The following is a 17,284-nucleotide window of genomic DNA, read 5'->3' as shown; positions in this document are numbered from 1 at the left end:
CTCACAAGCAGTTGCCGTGAACTTCCCGGAGAGTAGCCTGCCGCTCGAACTCACATCCAGGCATCGCCACAACTGTGGCCTATTTCAGCCGTCAACAGGCACGAAATGCCACGATAGTTGACACACCTCGCGTCGGGGCGCCAGGATGCGGGACGCCGCGAGAAGGCCGCATAGGCAAGAGGGGTGACCTCCCGATGGCATTTCAGGCAGGAGGGCAGCGGTCGGCGCCGCGGCCCACCCCCGCGACCCCCGAGGCCCAGGCCTATCTCCAGGACTACACCGCGCTCCTGGAGGCCGTCCCCTTCCCCTCTCTCGTCGTCGACCACCGCTGGGACGTGGTGCTGGCCAACGGCGCCTTCAGGACACTCTTCCGGGGAGCCGGACCGCACCCGACGGCCATGCCGGACGACAACTTCCTCCGGTTCGTCCTCTTCCACCCGGACGCCGCCACCGTCCTCGGCGAGCACGAGTCGAGCTGGTGCCTGCCCATGCTGGCGCACTTCGCCGCCACCCTGGAGCGGGACGGCCACGACCCCGGCCTGCAGGCCGTCCGCCGGGACATCGCCCAGGACCCGATCATGGAGGCCGCCTACCGGCAGGGCCTGCCGCACTGGATCCGCGCCGTCGGAGACCGGGCCGTCGAACACGACGGCGCCGTACGGCCGCTGCACCACCCCGACCCGCGCCGGGGCACCACCGAGTGCCGCGTCGTGGTGGAGACGCCCAGGGCGCTCCAGGAGCTCGGCTACACCAGGCTGACGCTGGTCCTGCGGGAACCGCGCCGCACCGAGCACCGGTCGCCGCGCGCCCGCCGTGCCCCCTCCCACCTGAGGGTCGTCCCCGCCGCCGAGTGACCGGTGGTCACGGGCGGGCGGAGCGTCCGTCGCGCAGCACGATCACCCGTTCCCCCAGGTGGACGGCCCTCGCGGAGCCGCCGCGCGGTCACAGGTCCAGCACGAGCCGCCGGCCACGGCACCGGGAGACGCAGACGAGCATCGTCTCCCCGGCGGCCCGCTCCTCCTCGGTGAGGACCGAGTCCCGGTGGTCCGGTTCCCCCTCGACGACCTCGGTCTCACAGGTTCCGCAGGTGCCCTCCGTGCAGGAGTAGAGCACCTCGACGCCGGCTTCGCGGACCGCGTCCAGGACCGAGACACCGGGCGGGACGGCGACCGTACGGCCGCTGCGCGCGAGCACGACCTCGAACTCCGCCTCCGCCGGGGCAACGACGGCGGCCTCCTTCGGGCGGAACCGCTCCAGGCGCAGGCGCCCGGCGGGACAGCGCGCCTCGACGGCGTCCAGCAGCGGGCCCGGGCCGCAGCAGTACACGAGGGTGTCCGGGGGCAGGTCGTCGAGCACGGGCGCGAGGTCGAGCAGCCCCGACTCGTCCTCCGGGACGATCGTCACCCGGTCGCCGTACCGCCCCAACTCCCGCGTGAACGCCAGGCCGGCGCGGGTCCGACCGCCGTACAGCAGGCTCCAGTCGGCGCCCGCCTCCTCGGCGGCGGCCAGCATCGGCAGGATCGGGGTGATGCCGATGCCTCCGGCGACGAAACGGTAGCGGGGCGCGGGCTCCAGCCGGAAGTTGTTGCGCGGGCCGCGCACCCGGAGCTTGTCGCCGGTCCGCACCTCCTCGTGGACGTGGGCCGACCCGCCCCTCCCGTCGGTCTCGCGCAGCACCGCGATGCGCCACTGCGCGCGGTCGGCCGGGTCGCCGCAGAGCGAGTACTGCCGTTCCAGCCCCGGGCCGAGGACGACGTCGACGTGGGCGCCGGGCTCCCAGGCCGGGAGCGGTTCGCCCAAGGGGTGGCGCAGGGTGAGGGCGAGCACGCCGTCGGCCGCCGTCTCCCGGCGGCCGACGACGAGTTCGGTCTCGTACGCGGTCATGAACCGTCCCCGGGCAGGTCGTGCCCTTGCGGGTGGGCGAGCATCCAGTCCCACATGGCGACGGGGTCCTCGGCGGTGTGCTCGGCGCCGCAGTGGCAGATGCCGTGCAGGACGTCGGTGCCGGGCAGCCAGTCGACGCGATAGACCTCGCCGGTACGCCCGCTCACCGGGCCACCCGCGGCTTTGCCCCGGCACCCTCCTCGACCAGCCGGGCCAGGATGCGGCGGGCGGCGAGGCCCCCGGTGTCGATGTTGATGCTCAGCTCCTGGTAGCCGGTGCGCTCACCGCCCAGCGTGCGCTGGAGCAGGTTGAGCGCGTCGACGTCCTGCATGACGACCGTGCGGTTGTTCTTGTGCAGGAACTCGGTGACCTCGGCGTCGTTCGTCGCCCAGTCCCGGGAGACCGCCCAGAAGTCGTACACCTTCCCGTCGCCGGACGGTGTGATGGCGTACGTGATCTCGGTGTGGAAGCCGTCCGGATCGCTGCCGTCGGGCGCGGGCACGGTGCCCGTCGGCGCGACCCTGCTGTGCAGCACGTACAGACAGGGCGCGTGGTACTCGATGTCCTGCCAGCGGTCGATGCGTCCGCTGATGCCCGTCGACCTGGCGTAGAACGGCGGGCACTCGGCGTCGTCCATGTGCCGGCTCACCCGGACGATCCCCGCGGCCTCGTCGACCTCGGTGGTGATCGGCGTCTCGGCGACCTCGGGCGTGCCGATGTAACCGCCGTGCAGGTACGTCTCGTGGGACAGGTCGAGGAGGTTGTCGACCAGCAGCCCGTAGTCCGCGTCGATCGGCTCCATGCCCCGGACCGTCACCCAGCCCGGCGCGTCCAGGTGCCGGGCGCGGGGCACCGCCTCCGGGTCGGCCAGCGCGGGGTCGCCGATCCACACCCACACCAGGGAGTCCCGTTCGGCCACCGGGTAGGAGGCGACGCGGGCGGTGCGCGGGACGCGCTTCTGCCCCGGCACGTACACACAGGTGCCGGTCGTGTCGTACGTGAACCCGTGGTACCCGCACACGATCCGGTCGCCGTCCAGCCGGGTCGGCGCCTCGGACAGCGGGTAACGCCGGTGCACGCAACGGTCGTGCAGCACGACCGGGCTCCCGTCCTCCTCGGTGCGGTAGAGCACGAGCGGCTCGCCGAGGACCGTACGGCCCAGCAGCTCCCGCCCCACCTCGTGGCTGTAGGCGGCGACGTACCACTGGTTCCTGGCGAAGGCGGTCATGTGCGGCATGCGCGGCTCCCGTCGTCGTTGACGTCGTGTGGTGACACCATCGCCACCCCGTCCGACCCCGGCAACAGGACTTCCGCCCGGCGGAATTGTGCCGCTTCGCCGGCCTGCTCCCACGAAGTTACCCGTGCGTTCCGCACGTCGGAGTGATGACAGCGGCAACTGTGCGCGGCCGTACGCCGCGTGACAGCGTCGTCTCCGTCAGCGACCGGGTGGGAAGGAGCAGGCGTGAACAAGGGCTACGCCGTGTACTGCGACGCGGACCCGTACTTCTACGACGCCCCGCACCGCACGGCTTCGGGCACCTCGCGGTCCCGTTACGCCGCGGCCTCCTCGCCGGTGCCGGAGGGATGGCGGCGCAACGAGAGCGGGGACTGGCTCGCGCTGCGCCCGGCCGACGCGGACCTGCCCGACCAGGGGTGGAAGATCCACGTCTCCGCCTGCCTCGACAACGCCGAGTCCGTGCTCGACCGCGTGTGGCGGCACTGCGTCGCCGGGGGCACGGCCTTCAAGTTCGTGCCCAGCCGCTACCTGCTGCACCAGCGCAACGCCAAGTACGCGGACCGGGCCGGCAGCGGCAAGTTCGTCACCGTGTACCCGGCGGACGAGGCGGAGTTCGAACGGCTGGTGCGCGAGCTGTCCGACCTGCTGGCCGGTGAGCCCGGCCCGCACATCCTGAGCGACCTGCGCATCGGCGCCGGCCCCGTGCACGTCCGCTACGGCGGCTTCACCCGCCGCAACTGCTACGACGCGGACGGGGAACCGCGGCCTGCCGTGGCCCGCCCCGACGGTGTGCTGGTCCCGGACCTGCGCGGCCCGGTCTTCCGCGTCCCGGACTGGGTGACCTTGCCCGCCTTCCTGCGCCCCCACCTCGACGCCCGTTCCGCGGTCACCGTGACCGGCCTGCCCTACGCCGTCGAGTCGGCGCTGCACTTCTCCAACGGCGGCGGCGTGTACCTCGCCCGGGACACCCGCACCGGCGAGCGGGTCGTCCTGAAGGAGGCCCGTCCGCACGCCGGACTCGCGGCCGACGGCGCCGACGCCGTGACCCGGCTGCACCGCGAACGCCGGGCGCTGGAGCGGCTGTCGGGCCTCGACTGCACGCCCGGGGTGCTCGACCACGTCACGGTCGGGGAGCACCACTTCCTCGTCCTGGAGTACATCGACGGCAAGCCGCTCAACACGTTCTTCGCCCGCCGCCATCCGCTCATCGAGGCCGATCCGGGGGAGCGGAGACTCGCCGAGTACACCGACTGGGCCCTCGACGTCCACGCGCGGGTGGAACGTGCCGTCGAGGACGTCCACGCCCGGGGCGTGGTCTTCAACGACCTGCATCTGTTCAACATCATGATCCGGGACGACGGCAGCGTCGCCCTCCTGGACTTCGAGGCCGCCCACCACGTGGACGAAGCCGGCCGGCAGACCGTGGCGAACCCCGGGTTCGTGGCGCCGTCCGACCGCCGGGGCGTGGCGGTGGACCGGTACGCGCTGGCGTGTCTGCGGCTCGCGCTGTTCCTCCCCCTCACCAGTCTGCTCGCCGTCGACCGGAACAAGGCGGCGCATCTCGCGGACGTGGTGGCGCAGCAGTTCCCCGTGGACCGGGCCTTCCTGGACGCGGCGGTCGACGAGATCACCCGCGTGGACGGCGCCCCCGAGGCACGACGGCCCGCCGGGCCGGTGGCGCGACCGCTCACGGGGCAGACGACTTCACCGTCCGCCGGGCCGACGGCGCGAACGTCCGACGTGCCCGCCGCGCCACTGCCCGCCGGGCCGCGGACGCCACCGCCCGCCGGGCCGGTGACCCGATCGCACCCCGGGGCAGCGGCGCGACCGTCCGCCCGGCCGGTGGCTTCGGTCCGGCCGGACGACTGGCCGCACAGCCGGGACTCCATGGCCGCGGCGATCCGGGCCTCCGCGACGCCGTCCCGCACGGACCGCCTCTTCCCGGGCGACATCGCGCAGTTCGCCACCGCAGGCGGCGGCCTGGCCTTCGCCCACGGTGCGGCTGGTGTCCTGTACGCCCTCGCCGAGAGCGGCGCGGGACGGGACGAGACGGGCGAGCAGTGGCTGCTGGAGCGGACCAAGGAGCCGCCCTCCGGCATGCCCCTCGGCCTCCACGACGGGCTCGCCGGCGTCGCCTGGACCCTGGAGCACCTCGGTCACCGCGACCGCGCCCTCGACCTCACCGAACTCCTCCTCGACCAGTCCCTCGACCACCTGGGCCCCGACCTGCACGGCGGCACCGCCGGCGTCGGCCTGGCCCTGGACTCGCTGGCCGTCACCACCGGGGAGAGCGCACCGCACGCGGCGGCCCTGCGCTGCGCCGAGCTGGCCGCCGACGCCGCGCCCGCCGGGGGCGGGAGCCGGGGACGGGCCCGTGCGGGGCTCCTGTACGGCGGCGCGGGACGCGCACTGCTCTTCCTGCGGCTGTTCGAACGCACCCGGGACTCCGCCCTCCTCGACCTCACCCGGGACGCGCTGCGCCAGGACCTCGCCCGCTGTGTCCGCGGCGCGGGCGGCGCGCTGCAGGTCGACGAGGGATGGCGCACCATGCCCTACCTGGGCGCCGGCAGTGTGGGCATCGGCATGGTGCTCGACGACTACCTGGCGCACCGGGCCGACGAGGAGTTCGCCCGGGCCGGGGACGAGATCGTCGCCGCGGCCCAGGCGATGTTCTACGCCCAGCCGGGCCTCTTCCGGGGCGTGGCCGGCATGGTGCTGTACCTCGGCCGCACCACGGTCACGGCGCCCGGCACGGGCCCGGAGGCCGTACGGCGCCAGCTCGACGCGCTGTCCTGGCACGCCATGTCCTACCGCGGCCGGCTCGCCTTCCCCGGCGAGCAGATGATGCGCCTGTCCATGGACCTCTCCACCGGAACGGCCGGATGCCTGCTGGCCGTCGCCTCCGTCCTCGGCGACGTGCCCACCGGGCTGCCGTTCCTGCCACCGCTGCGCCCGAGCGGCGCCCCCTGACTCGGCCCCGTCCGGGGTCGTGAGAAAAGCACACCCGTTGCCGAACGAAAGGAAGTCGTCATGAACCTGTTCGACCTGCAGTCGATGGAGACCCCCAAGGAAGAGGCCATGGGGGACGTCGAGACCGGTAGCCGCGCGAGCCTCCTGCTCTGCGGCGACAGCAGCCTGAGCGTCACCACCTGCAACTGACGCCGGACTCGACGGCCACGGCGGCGTGCTGAGCCATGCCGTCGGGCGCGGGCGCCCCGGGCTGCGGCCCGGGGCGCCGACGCCTGCCCGCGCGTGACGTACGGAGGTTTCGCAGGTGCGAACGAGAAGGGTCACGGTACGCCGGACGCCCGGGGAGCGCGACGGGGCCGACGGCTCGGCACCCGGGCGCACGCCGGAAGCCCTGGTGCTGCTGTGCTCGGTCGGGGCGGCCCTGGCGGCCGTGGTCCAGCCCCTCGTTCTCGGCCGCACCCTGGATCTGCTGCTGCGCGACGGCGACGCGGGCCGGTGGCTCCCGCTGAGCGCCGGGCTGCTCCTGGGCGAACTGCTGCTGGACAGCGCCACCGCACTGTTCACCGGCCGCTGCAACGCCACGTGGACGCAGTCCGTCCGCTCCCGCGCCCTGCACGGACTGCTGCGTGCCGTACCCGAGCACGCCCGGCCGCACCCGCCCGGCGACGTCGGCACCCGGCTGACCCTCAACGCCGCGGACGCGGGCGGCGCCCCGGCGGCCCGTGCGGCGCTGGCCGCCTCGCTGATCACCCCGCTGGGCGCGCTCGCGGCGCTGGCCCTCGTCGACCTGTGGGTGGCGCTCTGCGTGCTGACCGGTCTGCCCGCCCTGGCGCTGGTGCTGCGGTCCTTCGCCCGCGACACGGGCGCCACGGTCGCCGCCTACCAGCGCACCCAGTCCCTGATCGCGTCCCGGCTGCTCGAAACCCTGGAGGGCACGGCCACGATCGGTGCCGCGGGCACCGCGGACCGGGAACGCGCCCGCGTCCTGGCCCCGTTGACGGAACTGGCCGCCCAGGGCCGGCACATGTGGGCCCTGCACGGACGGGCCCTCGGCAGGAGCGCCGTCCTGGTCCCGGCGCTGACGCTGACCGCCACCGCCGTCGGCGGACTGCGCCTGGCGGCCGGTGAACTGAGCGTGGGCGACCTGCTCGCCGTCGGCCGGTACGCGCAGCTGACCGCCGGCGTCGGCGGTGCCGCGACGCTGCTCGGGGCGATCGTACGAGCCCGTCAGGCACGGCAGCGGACCCTGGAGCTGGAACGGATGCCCGCGCAGGCGTACGGCACACGGTCGTTGCCCCCGGACGGCCCGGGGGAGCTCGAACTGCGCGGAGTGCGCGTGGTGCGCGACGGCAGGCGGGTCCTGCGTGTGGACCGTCTACGGGTGCCGGGCGGCAGCACCGTCGCCGTGGTCGGCCGCGGCGGATCGGGCAAGTCCGTCCTCGCCGCCGTGGCGGGTCGGCTGATCGACCCGGACGAGGGGCACGTGCTCCTGGACGGTGTCCGGCTCGACCGGCTGACGCGCGAGGCGCTGCGCGGCGAGGTGACCTACGCCTTCGAGCGCCCGGTGCTGGGCGAGGGCACGGTCGCCGAAGCGGTCGCCACCGGGGCGCGGCGGCCGACGGGGGAGCAGGTGCGGCGAGCGGCCCGCGCGGCGGGCGCCGACGGCTTCGTACGGCGGCTGCCGCTCGGCTACGACACCCCGTTGCCGCAGGCGCCGCTGTCGGGCGGGGAACACCAGCGTCTCGGACTGGCGAGGGCGTTCGCGCACGCCGGGCGTCTGCTGGTGATGGACGACGCGACGTCCAGTCTGGACACCGCCACGGAGCACGAGGTGAACCTGGCACTGCGCCACTCGGTACGCCCCGGGACCAGGCTCGTGGTGGCGCACCGCCCGTCGGTGGCGGACCGGGCGGACCTGGTGGTCTGGCTGGAGCAGGGGAGCGTGCGCGCCGTCGGCACGCACCGGGACCTGTGGCACACGGCCGACTACCGCGCGGTCTTCGGCGCGGGTGCCGACGCGGGCACCGGCGGCACCGGGGCCGGGGCGCCGGGCGTGTCGGCCGCACCCCGACCCGAGCCCGAAGAGGTACGTCCGTGACGTCCACCGGCCACCCCCCTGCACAGGCCGCCGACCACGATTCCCCTGACACCGGGGCCGGTGCGCTGCGCCGCCTCGCGCCGCCCGCGGGTCGCTTCCTCGCCCGCCGCAAGGGCGTGCTGGTGCGGCTCGCGCTCTGGTCGCTGGCCGAGTCCGGGCAGGCGTTCCTGGTGGGCCACGCGGTCGCCCGGGCCGTCGACGGCGGATTCCTCGCAGGTGACCCGCGCCGGGGGCTGCTGTGGCTCGCGGTCGCCCTGCTCGCCGTAGTGTCCGGCGCCCCGGTCGTCCGGGGCGTGTTCGCGCAGCTCTCCGGGCTGACGGAGCCGCTGCGCGACGCGCTGGTGCGGCACGCGGTCGACCGTTCCATGGCCCGGGCGCTCCGGGGCGGGCCCGGCGGGACGGACCGGGCGGCCGTCTCGCGGCTCACGAACCAGGCCGAGATCGCCCGGGACAGCTTCGCCGGACTCGTCCTCACCCTGCGTTCCTTCGTCTTCACCGCCGCCGGCGCCCTGCTCGGCCTGCTGTCCCTGCACCCGGCCCTGCTGGTGGTGGTCCTGCCCCCGCTGGCGGCCGGTCTCGCGCTGTTCCTCGTCACGCTGCGGCCCATGGCGGCGGCCCAACGCCGCGCGCTGGCGGCCGACGAGGCACTGGGCGACCACGCGGCGCGCTCGCGTGCGGCATTGCGGGACCTCGCCGCCTGCGGGACCGGACCGGCGGCGGAGCGGCGCGGCGCGGACCTGGTCGCCGACGCGGCGGCCCGGGCCCGGACACTGGCCGGATGGGCGGCGGTGCGCACGGCGGCGCTCGGCGTCGCGGGCCACCTGCCCGTGCTCGCGCTGCTGGTCGCCGTGCCGTGGCTGCGCGGCCGAGGGGTGAGCGCGGGCGCGCTGCTGGGCGCCTTCACCTACCTCGTCCAGTCCCTCCTGCCCGCCCTGCACACGCTGATGACCGCGCTGGGCGCGGCCGGTGCCCGGCTCCTGGTCGTCCTCGACCGGATCCTGGGCCCGGGGCCGGACACCACGAGCCCACCGGCGCATGCTTGCGAAGCGGACACCGCCGGGAACAACGGCCCGGTCCAGGATCACGGCACCGGCGTCCGCACAGCGGGCGACGCCGGGCACCCGGTGCGACGGGCAGCGGTCCCGGCGGTGGACCTCAGGTCCGTCACCCTGTCCTACGGTGTCCGGGCCGAGCCCGTACTCGACTCGCTCGACCTGCGCGTCGCCCCCGGTGAACACCTCGCCGTCGTCGGGCCGAGCGGCATCGGCAAGTCGACGCTCACCCGTCTCGTCGCGGGGACGCTCGCGCCGAGCCGCGGCGAGGTGCGCGTGGCCGGACGGGTGGTGACGGGGCGCCCCGCCGTGGAGTTGGCCGCCCTGCGGGTGCTCGTCCCCCAGGAGGCCTACGTGTTCTCCGGCACCGTCGCCGACAACCTCGCGTACCTGAACACGGACGTGCGCCGGGCGGAACTCGAGGCGGCGGTCCAGGCGTTCGGCCTGGGCCCACTGGTCGAGCGCCTGGGCGGACCGGACGGCCCGGTGCGGCCCGCCGAACTCTCGCCGGGGGAGCGGCAGTTGGTCGCGCTGGTCCGCGCGTACCTCTCGCCCGCCCCCCTGCTGCTGCTCGACGAGGCCACGTGCCATCTCGACCCGGCCTCCGAGGCCCGGGCGGAGGAGGTTCTCGCGAGACGGCCCGGCACACTGGTCGTGGTGGCGCACCGCCTGTCCTCGGCCGTCCGCGCCGACCGCACCCTGGTGCTGGACGGCGAGCGGGCGGAGTGCGGCACGCACGACGAACTGCTGGCCCTCTCGCCCCTCTACCGGGACCTGACGGGCCACTGGCACGCGTGACCGTGCCAGGCCCCGGCACGGGTGCCGGTCACGGGTCCCGGCACGCGTGACGGGGACGGCCACCGGCACGCCTGACCGCCGAGCCGGCCGTGAGCGCGGGCCGATGTCGCGTGCGCCGACGTCCCGTGTGCCGAGGACGCGTGTGGCGAGGGCGGGGACGTGGCCGCGTCAGGTCCAGCCCGCGCTCTGCACGATGCGGATCGCGTCGACCCGGTTGCGGGCGCCCACCTTCCGGACCGCCGTGGCCAGGTAGTTGCGGACCGTGCCCCGGGACAGGTGCAGTCGCGCCGCGATCTCGGCGATCGGCGCCCCCTGGGAGGCGAGGGCCAGCACGCCCAGCTCCCTCGTCGTCAACGGCATCTCCGCGCCCTTGAGCAGAGCCACGGTGAGCGTCTCGTCGAGGAAGCGCTCGCCCTTGGCGACCGTGTGCACCGCCGTGATCAGCCGCTCGGCCGGGGCGTTCTTGTCGACCAGCCCGAGGGCGCCCCCGTCGAACGCCCGGCGCAGCACTCCGGGCCGCTTGGCGGTGGCCAGGACGACCAGCCGGTCGCCGTACCGGTCGCGCAGGAGCGCGGCGCGTCCGTCGTCCGGTCCCGTCAGGCACTCTCCGTCCACGACACAGGCGTCGGCCGGCAACGCCTCACCCTCCGGCTCCCGGGCGTCGGCGCACTGCGGGGACACCTCCAGCGTGGCGTCCGATCTGAGCAGTTGCACCAGCGCCGACCGCAGCAGCTTCTCGTCGTGCACCACGACAATGCGAACCATCTCCCCCACCCCTTGTCAGCGGCGGTCCGTTCGGACCGCCGGGCTCTCCGCGCCCCCGCGCCACCGGCCATGTGCCCCCATCCGGGTCGGTGGAACACGACGCGTACGCGCGTGCGAACCCCATCGGAGTCAATTCGCCGTCGTCAGGGCCCTGTCGGAGGACGGACGTGACCCGGAACCGAGGGAAGAAGGGCGGATAACACACCAATCCACGTACGGCGCCGGTCCGCGCGGACGCCGGTGACGAGCGGCCGTCCGGCGCCCCGTGCCCTGGCGCCCTGACCAGGGCGGGTGCCGTCCCCCGCGACCGGGGGCGCCCGCCGGCCCGGTCCGGACGGACCGGAGTGCGGCCGCCGCCGAGCCCGGCCGAAAAACGCCGTCGCCCAATCTGGCGCGAAAGGCACCGCGCCGGTCGGCGCCCGACGCTGTCGGTGGGGGCCCCTAGTCTTGGCCAACGCACAGCACAGCGTGTCGATTCAGGGTCGTTCCGCATGCCGTGCCGTAGGTCCTAGTGGTGGGGAGAGGCGAGACGCGGATGGGTTGGCTGGCAGCGGGCGACACCTACGAAGTCGCTCTGGTGGAGGGCCGGGTGGTGGCGCGGACGGCGTCGCCGGCGTCCCCGGCGGGGGGCAGGACGGAGCGGACCCTGCCCGAGGAGATACGGGACCGTCCCGAGGTGATCGAACTCCAGCGCTTCGCCGAGTGGCTGGACCGGCACGCCGCCGACTGCGTGGCACGGGTGACCAACTGGATGGTGTCCTCACGGCCGGTGCCGGCGGGGCTGCTCGTGCGGGTCTGGCCCGACGAGGCCTGGCAGGCGGCACTGCGTGACATCGTCGTGGTCGGTGCGGCCCCCGACGAGGTCGGCTTCCTGCGCGCCGCCGACGAGAGGGACGGGCTGCGGGTGGTGACCCCGGACGGCGAGACCGTCCGCCTGACCGCCCCCACGGTGACCATGCCGCATCCGGTCCTCCTGCCCGGCCTGGAGGAACTGCGCGCCTTCGCCGCCGAGTCGGGGGTGGTCCAGGGCGTGGCGCAGATCCACCGCGCCACCTGGACGAAGCCCGCCGGCATCGACGGCAGCGCCGACGCGGTCACCGAGTTCGCGGGCGCCGAGTACCGCTCGTGGTTCCACCTCTCCGCCCGGGCCACCTCCCTCGGCTACCGCGTCTCCGGCAGCAGCGTCGTCGACACCGTCCGGGACGGCGGACGCATCGTCACCGCCTCCGTCGGCATGAGCGACCCCTACACCGAGGAGAAGGCGTGGACCGGCCGCCTGGCCTGGCGCCACGAGGACCGGCACCGCAGCCTCCCGCTGAGCGAGGTCGGTCCCGTCGCCTGGTCCGAGGGCATGCGCATGGCCGCGGCCCTGCACGCCGGCCGCACCGTGCCCACGGACGACGCCCGGTGAACGCACCGGCGACCGGAACACCCATGAAAGGCACGCGATCATGAACGACGGCACGACCCGGGATGGGGCGGACGCGCAGGTGGAGGATCTGCTGCGCGCCGGTGCGGTACTGCCGCCGGGCACCACCGGGGGAGGCGACCGCGCCGTGCCCGTGTACACCCGCGCCTACCGGCATCCGGGGCTGGACGGTCGGATCGTCGTACGCCTGGCACCACGGGACCCGGAGGGAGACGGCGACGGCGGGTTCCTCGGACTCGTTCCCGCGGGCGAACCCGTCGAGGTCGGCGTGGGACAGCACCGGGCCATGGGTTTCCCCGAATGGGTGCTGGTGCGCCACCCCTCCGACGGCCATCTCGCGATGTCCCTGGTCGAGGAGATGAACAGGGTCGCGCGGACGGTGCGCTCCAGGGCCAAGAAGGCCCGCGCCACCTACGAGTCCATCGGTCGGCGTCTGGCGGGCTCCGTGCCGCACTTCCTGCCCACCTTCTACGAGGAGGCCGGCCGGGTGTTCCTGGCCGCCGGTGAGAAGGCGTACGCCTCGCAGATGTTCGTCAACGCGCGCAAGGCCGAGACGGCCCACGCCCTGCCGTTCGACGAGGCCCGCATGGACGCCGTGTTCCTGGAGTTCGCCCTCGCCGACGCCATGCCGACCAAGGTGCTGTCCGGTTACGCCAAGGGCCTGTCGTCCCGGGTGCCGGCCGCCACCGCCTTCCGGCACCTGCGCGGGCTCTTCGTCCGGCTCGCCGCGAACGGCGTGGCACCTTCGAGTCCGGGCGCGGGTGATCTGCGCAGGCTGGCGAAGGCCGTCGCGGGCAGGAACGCCCTCGCCGAGGAGATGGCCCACCTGCGCGAGATGCTGCCGCTGCCCGGCACCCGCAAGGCGCCGCCCGGCTGGTGGAAGGCCCACCGGGCCGCCCTGCTCGAGCTGACCCGGCGCGAACCCGCCGTCCGCGGCACGCTGTTGGGGCTGCTGCCCTCGGGATGGGAGCAGGAAGAGCTGGGACAGTGGCTCGACCTGCTGGAGCAGACCGGCGCGGCCGAGGGGCTGTGCGACGTCGGGCTGCCGGTCGAGGCGCGGTCCCCCGACGGCACGGCCGGCTGGACCCGCCGGTTCCTGGCCCTGTGCCGCACCGACGAACGGCGCCTCGCCCCGCCCGAGTTGTACCCGCTGGTCGATCGCATGGCCGGTGCCCTGCGCGCCGAACTCGGCACCGGGGGCGGCGCCCTGCGCGCGCCCGTCGGCGACGTCGACCTCCTCGACCAGCTCCTCGCCCTGCGCGTCCCGGTCGAGGATCCCGAGGACCAGGCGTGGCTCAACCTCCACGACTGGGCGGCCCGGCCGGTGCGACGCGACCTCGTCGCCCTCGCCGCCGACACCCGCTTCCACGCGGCCTTCCGCAGGGACTGCCCCACCTACGAGCGCGAGGGCATCGACAGGCGCACCGTGACCCGGCTCGCCGAGTCGCCGGGCGGCCGCCCGATGCTCGCCGAGTGGGTGGCCGGCATCAGCCGCGGATACCTCACCAGCGGGCTGGGCGAATTCGCCCTCAGCAGCGGCCCGTTCCAGGCGCTGAACTGGCTGCCGGGCGAGATCCTGGCGACCGCCGAGCAGCAGGTGCGGGACGCGCTGAGCACCGGCATGGCGCCCGTGCTCGCCCGCGCCCTGCGCGACGGGATCGTCGACGAACTGGGCTGGCCCGCCTGGGACGAGGCGATCGGGTCGGCCGCCTCCCCGGAGGAGGCCCGCGCGACACGGGTGGCCGAGGCCTGGCCCCACCTCATCGTCCTTCATGGCACGCACGTCCGGGTGCTCGGTGCGCAGGGCACGGTCCTCAGTCACGAGCTGCGCCTCCCGGACGAGGGGCGCCTGGGCGGCCCCGACGTCAGGTACGTGGACGGCGGACTGCTCGTCTCCTGGTACGCCTCCCCCACGTCCGCCGCGTACGGCTACTGGTACCACCCCGACACGGGCGTCTCGCCGCCGGTGGAACTCGACGGCGACGTCCGCACCTCCTACGTCTGTCACGCGGACGGCAGCGGCGGGACGAACGGCATGCCGCCCGCCTCCCTCCCGCTCCCCGGGGGCGGCAGGACCACCGGCCGCGGCGTGCTGCGGCCCGGGGGACACGCACGTGCCGTGGCGACAGCGGGTGATCGGCGACGGCACCTCGTACTGGGTCTGGGTCGACGACTGGTCCCGCGAGAAGAACAGCACCTGGCACGCCTACGACCCGGCCGGCAACGTGGTGGGGGAGCGCGGCGGACCGGACTGGTTCGCCCAGGGGCTGCGCGCCGCACCGGAGGGCAGCACCCTCGGCACCGCCTGGCTGCTGCCCGCCCCGTCCGCCGAACCGGGCCCGATGTGCGCACCGGTGGACGGTCTGCTCGGCTGGCGGGTGATCGTCCGGCCCGACGGCTCGCGGCACGGAGAGGACCTGGCCGGCCACTCGGTCGTCGTGCCCCGGCGCGTGGGCGGCAGCCCGGAGAACGTGCTGCTCTTCCCGGGCACCGACCGGCCCGTCACCGTGATGCGCTGGTCGGGCAGCCTCCAACTGCGGGACTCCGACAGCGCGGTGCTCGCCCACCTCGCGCGTGATCAGACAGCCGGCCCCTTCTCCGCGGGCACCCCGCTGCTGCCGCCCCTGCGCTACTGGCACCTGCTCCGGCCCCGCGACCCGCGGGGCTCCGCGGCGCTCCGCCGGGCCGGCGACGACGTCGCGGCGGCACTGCTGGCGGCGGCCGTGGCCGAGACCACCGGGGACGAGGCGGGGGAGACCGGGGCGGCGGACCTGGACGCGGTGCTCGCACCCGTGCGCACCCTGTTCCCGGAGGTCGGCCACGAGGCGCTGCTCCGGGGCATCACCGGCGTGGCGCGCTACGCCGCCGAGCAGCAGCGCGTCCTGGACGGGCTGCTCGCCCGGCTGGACTCGGCGGTCCGGGGCGTCACCCCGGAGGAACCGCAGCCCGCGCTCGGGGACCGCCTGCTCGCCTCCGCACTGAACGGCGCCGGCCTGACCGAACGCGACGCACGCTGGTACTACGACTTCCAGCACAGCCTCTTCGAACTGCCGCAGCTCCTCGCCCGGTCGATGAAGGGCCTGGCCGAACCGGCTCCGGCGGGCATCTTCCACCTGTCGCTCGCCAAGCAGGAGCCGTTGGAGCACCTCAACGGGCTGGCGCTGCCCGAACTGCCCGCCGTACTGGCGCTCCGGGCGGCCTCGGAAGCCACCGTGGAGGAGCACCGGCGAGCCCTGGACACCTTCCTCGGTGAACTGGACGCGCACGGGCTGACGGAACTCGACCCCGGCCACTGGCGCCGGGTGCACCTGGCCTTCGACCCCGACACCTTCGACGGACCGGGCGACACGTACGGGTACAGCAGAGGGACCGTGCTCGACCTGGAGGGCGGCGCGTTCCTCCTCTTCCCCGACGACTGGTACCAGTTCGTCCGCGAGTACGAACCCCACGAGGTCAAGGGCAAGCACTACGGCGCGGCCTACCACGACCCCTCCGGCCGCTTCCAGGTGCCGGCCCCCTACACCCTGGTGTCCGAGGAGCCGTTCGTGCCGGAGCCGACACGGGCACCCGGCTGGGTCGCCGCCTTCCGCGCCGAGCTGGCCGAGCGCGGCCCCGTGCCCTGGCGCCCCGAGGCCGCCGAGGAGTTCGCCCGTCTCACCGGCGTCACCCCGACCACGGCCCGCCTGGTGCTCGCCGGAATGCCGCAGATCGACGACAGACGCGTCAACGTACCCTCCGCGACCCTGAAGGTCATCGGCGTGAAGTCGGCCGACGCCCGCGTCGCGAAGGACGAACTGAGGTCCCTCGACAGCGGTGCCCTGCGCGCCGTGCTGGCCGCCCTGCTGCCCACCGAACCGTCCCGGCTGTGGACCCAGGGCCCGGATGTCGCCCGCGCTGCCGAGGTCTGGAACGAGAGACTCGGCCGGCGCACCCCGCTGCCCGAGGACGTGCTGCACGACGCCGTCCGCACGGTCGAGCCGGTGGGCTGGGCCCCCGCCGACGCCCTCCGGGGCTTCGCGGACCTGGCCACCGAGCCCCGGCTGACGAAGGACCTGACCTGGAGCTTCGGCCGCTACCACTTGGAGACCGCGGAGAGCACGCCCCGCTTCGACAGCTCGGTCCTCAAGGGATCGGTGGCCCTGGCCGCGTGGCTGGCCCACCGGCTCCCCTCCGGCGACCCGCTCCGGGCCAGGCTGCCCGGTGTCCTGACCGCGCTGCGCGAACGCCTGGCCCATCCCGGCCTGCTGCTCGCCCTCGACCGGCGGGGCATCGACTGGGCGGCGTTCCGTCGGACGGCCAAAGACCCCACCGAGACCGGCGACGGCTTCGAACGGTACGGCGCCGTCGTCCTGGGCAACGGGCCTACCGACCCGATCCCCGCCGTCCGGCCCGCCCTGCTGGACGCCTCCGGCAACGACCCGCACCTTGCGGCGCTCCGCACCGGTGAACGGCCGAACGCCCAGGAGACGGCGCTGCGCCTGGTCCACGACCGGCCGTTCGCCGAGCTGCTCGCCGACCCGGGCAACCCCTTGGCCGGGGAACGCGACGCCGACGGGCTGTGGTGGCCCCAGGACCCCGCGCGCTCCGTGCCCGACCTGGTCGGCGAGGTGGCCGAGCGGTACGGCATCGGCGAGGACGCCGCCGTGCTGTACCTGATGCTGGTCGCCCTGCCCGACCCCACCGACCGCAACACCGCCCGCTGGACCGGCTGGGGCGGCCGGCGGGGCGGAACGGCCAGGCTGCGGGCCGCCCGCGCCGAACTCGCCGCCACCGACCTCGTGGTCGAGGGCAGCCGCTCCAAGGCCGGCCGCACGTTGTTCCTGCCCGGCGGCTGGAGCCGGCCGCCGAACCCGCACCTCCCGCTGGAGCGGTGGAAGCTGCCGCTGTACGGCCTGCTGGAGGGCGAGTCACCCGTCCTGGGAGTGGTCGTGCCCACCCGGCCCGTCGCCGGGCTGTACCGCGAGGCCTGGCGGCGCGTCCAGGAGGGTGACGGGCCGCGCCTGGAGGAACCGGAGGTGCCGCGACCGCGCAGGCGCCGCCGCTGACGTGCG

General features: G+C 74.8%; 10 protein-coding genes and 1 pseudogene. 7 read left to right on the top strand and 4 right to left on the bottom strand.

The window, feature by feature from the left end; all coding sequences use genetic code 11:
* Positions 1–194: 194 nt before the first annotated feature.
* Entirely contained in the window at positions 195–854 is a 660-nt protein-coding gene (locus D1J63_RS04925; protein WP_102928808.1) for a hypothetical protein, read from the top strand.
* A gap of 88 nt (positions 855–942) precedes the next feature.
* On the opposite strand, the gene D1J63_RS04920 is transcribed toward D1J63_RS04925, so the two are convergent.
* From D1J63_RS04920 to D1J63_RS04910, 3 genes are read right to left on the bottom strand one after another with little or no spacing between them, the layout of a single operon-like run.
* Complete coding sequence (locus tag D1J63_RS04920) at positions 943–1,884, bottom strand: PDR/VanB family oxidoreductase (protein WP_125627889.1); 942 nt, start codon at positions 1,882–1,884, stop codon at positions 943–945.
* Complete coding sequence (locus tag D1J63_RS04915) at positions 1,881–2,051, bottom strand: hypothetical protein (protein WP_125627888.1); 171 nt, start codon at positions 2,049–2,051, stop codon at positions 1,881–1,883. The genes D1J63_RS04920 and D1J63_RS04915 overlap by 4 nt, the downstream gene beginning before the upstream one ends.
* Positions 2,048–3,121, bottom strand: a complete 1,074-nt coding sequence (locus D1J63_RS04910; protein WP_125627887.1) for an aromatic ring-hydroxylating dioxygenase subunit alpha — start codon at positions 3,119–3,121, stop codon at positions 2,048–2,050. The genes D1J63_RS04915 and D1J63_RS04910 overlap by 4 nt, the downstream gene beginning before the upstream one ends.
* Before the next feature lie 225 nt (positions 3,122–3,346).
* Between D1J63_RS04910 and lanKC the strand changes: the two genes are divergently transcribed.
* The 4 genes from lanKC (at position 3,347) to D1J63_RS04890 (ending at position 10,039) form a co-directional block, all read left to right on the top strand.
* On the top strand, positions 3,347–6,091 hold the full coding sequence (gene lanKC / locus D1J63_RS04905) for a class III lanthionine synthetase LanKC (RefSeq protein WP_125627886.1): 2,745 nt from the start codon (positions 3,347–3,349) through the stop codon (positions 6,089–6,091).
* Between the two features lie 60 nt (positions 6,092–6,151).
* Entirely contained in the window at positions 6,152–6,280 is a 129-nt protein-coding gene (locus D1J63_RS04900; protein WP_006130296.1) for a SapB/AmfS family lanthipeptide, read from the top strand.
* Positions 6,281–6,395: 115 nt separating this feature from the next.
* Positions 6,396–8,189 (top strand): ABC transporter ATP-binding protein, encoded by a 1,794-nt coding sequence (locus D1J63_RS04895; protein ID WP_125627885.1) that lies wholly within the window; start codon positions 6,396–6,398, stop codon positions 8,187–8,189.
* Positions 8,186–10,039, top strand: a complete 1,854-nt coding sequence (locus D1J63_RS04890) for an ABC transporter ATP-binding protein (protein WP_125627884.1) — start codon at positions 8,186–8,188, stop codon at positions 10,037–10,039. The genes D1J63_RS04895 and D1J63_RS04890 overlap by 4 nt, the downstream gene beginning before the upstream one ends.
* 168 nt (positions 10,040–10,207) lie before the next feature.
* On the opposite strand, the gene D1J63_RS04885 is transcribed toward D1J63_RS04890, so the two are convergent.
* Complete coding sequence (locus D1J63_RS04885; RefSeq protein ID WP_164712720.1) at positions 10,208–10,813, bottom strand: response regulator transcription factor; 606 nt, start codon at positions 10,811–10,813, stop codon at positions 10,208–10,210.
* A gap of 526 nt (positions 10,814–11,339) precedes the next feature.
* On the opposite strand from D1J63_RS04885, the gene D1J63_RS04880 reads away from it, so the two are divergent.
* Positions 11,340–12,215, top strand: a complete 876-nt coding sequence (locus tag D1J63_RS04880) for a DUF4132 domain-containing protein (RefSeq protein ID WP_125627882.1) — start codon at positions 11,340–11,342, stop codon at positions 12,213–12,215.
* Between the two features lie 40 nt (positions 12,216–12,255).
* Positions 12,256–17,278, top strand: a pseudogene (locus D1J63_RS04875) (DNA-binding protein).
* The last annotated feature ends 6 nt before the right edge of the window (positions 17,279–17,284 follow it).

The sequence above is a fragment of the Streptomyces sp. KPB2 genome (assembly GCF_003950055.1).
Classification (GTDB): domain Bacteria; phylum Actinomycetota; class Actinomycetes; order Streptomycetales; family Streptomycetaceae; genus Streptomyces; species Streptomyces salinarius.
This window is presented reverse-complemented; position numbering and strand designations above follow the sequence as displayed.

What these genes read in the sequence shown, in the direction of transcription:
- D1J63_RS04925 (WP_102928808.1), top strand. Translation starts at nt 195, where the DNA reads ATGGCATTTCAGGCAGGAGGGCAGCGGTCGGCGCCGCGGCCCACCCCC.
- D1J63_RS04900 (WP_006130296.1), top strand. Translation starts at nt 6,152, where the DNA reads ATGAACCTGTTCGACCTGCAGTCGATGGAGACCCCCAAGGAAGAGGCC.
- D1J63_RS04910 (WP_125627887.1), bottom strand. Translation starts at nt 3,121, where the DNA reads ATGCCGCACATGACCGCCTTCGCCAGGAACCAGTGGTACGTCGCCGCC.
- D1J63_RS04880 (WP_125627882.1), top strand. Translation starts at nt 11,340, where the DNA reads ATGGGTTGGCTGGCAGCGGGCGACACCTACGAAGTCGCTCTGGTGGAG.
- D1J63_RS04920 (WP_125627889.1), bottom strand. Translation starts at nt 1,884, where the DNA reads ATGACCGCGTACGAGACCGAACTCGTCGTCGGCCGCCGGGAGACGGCG.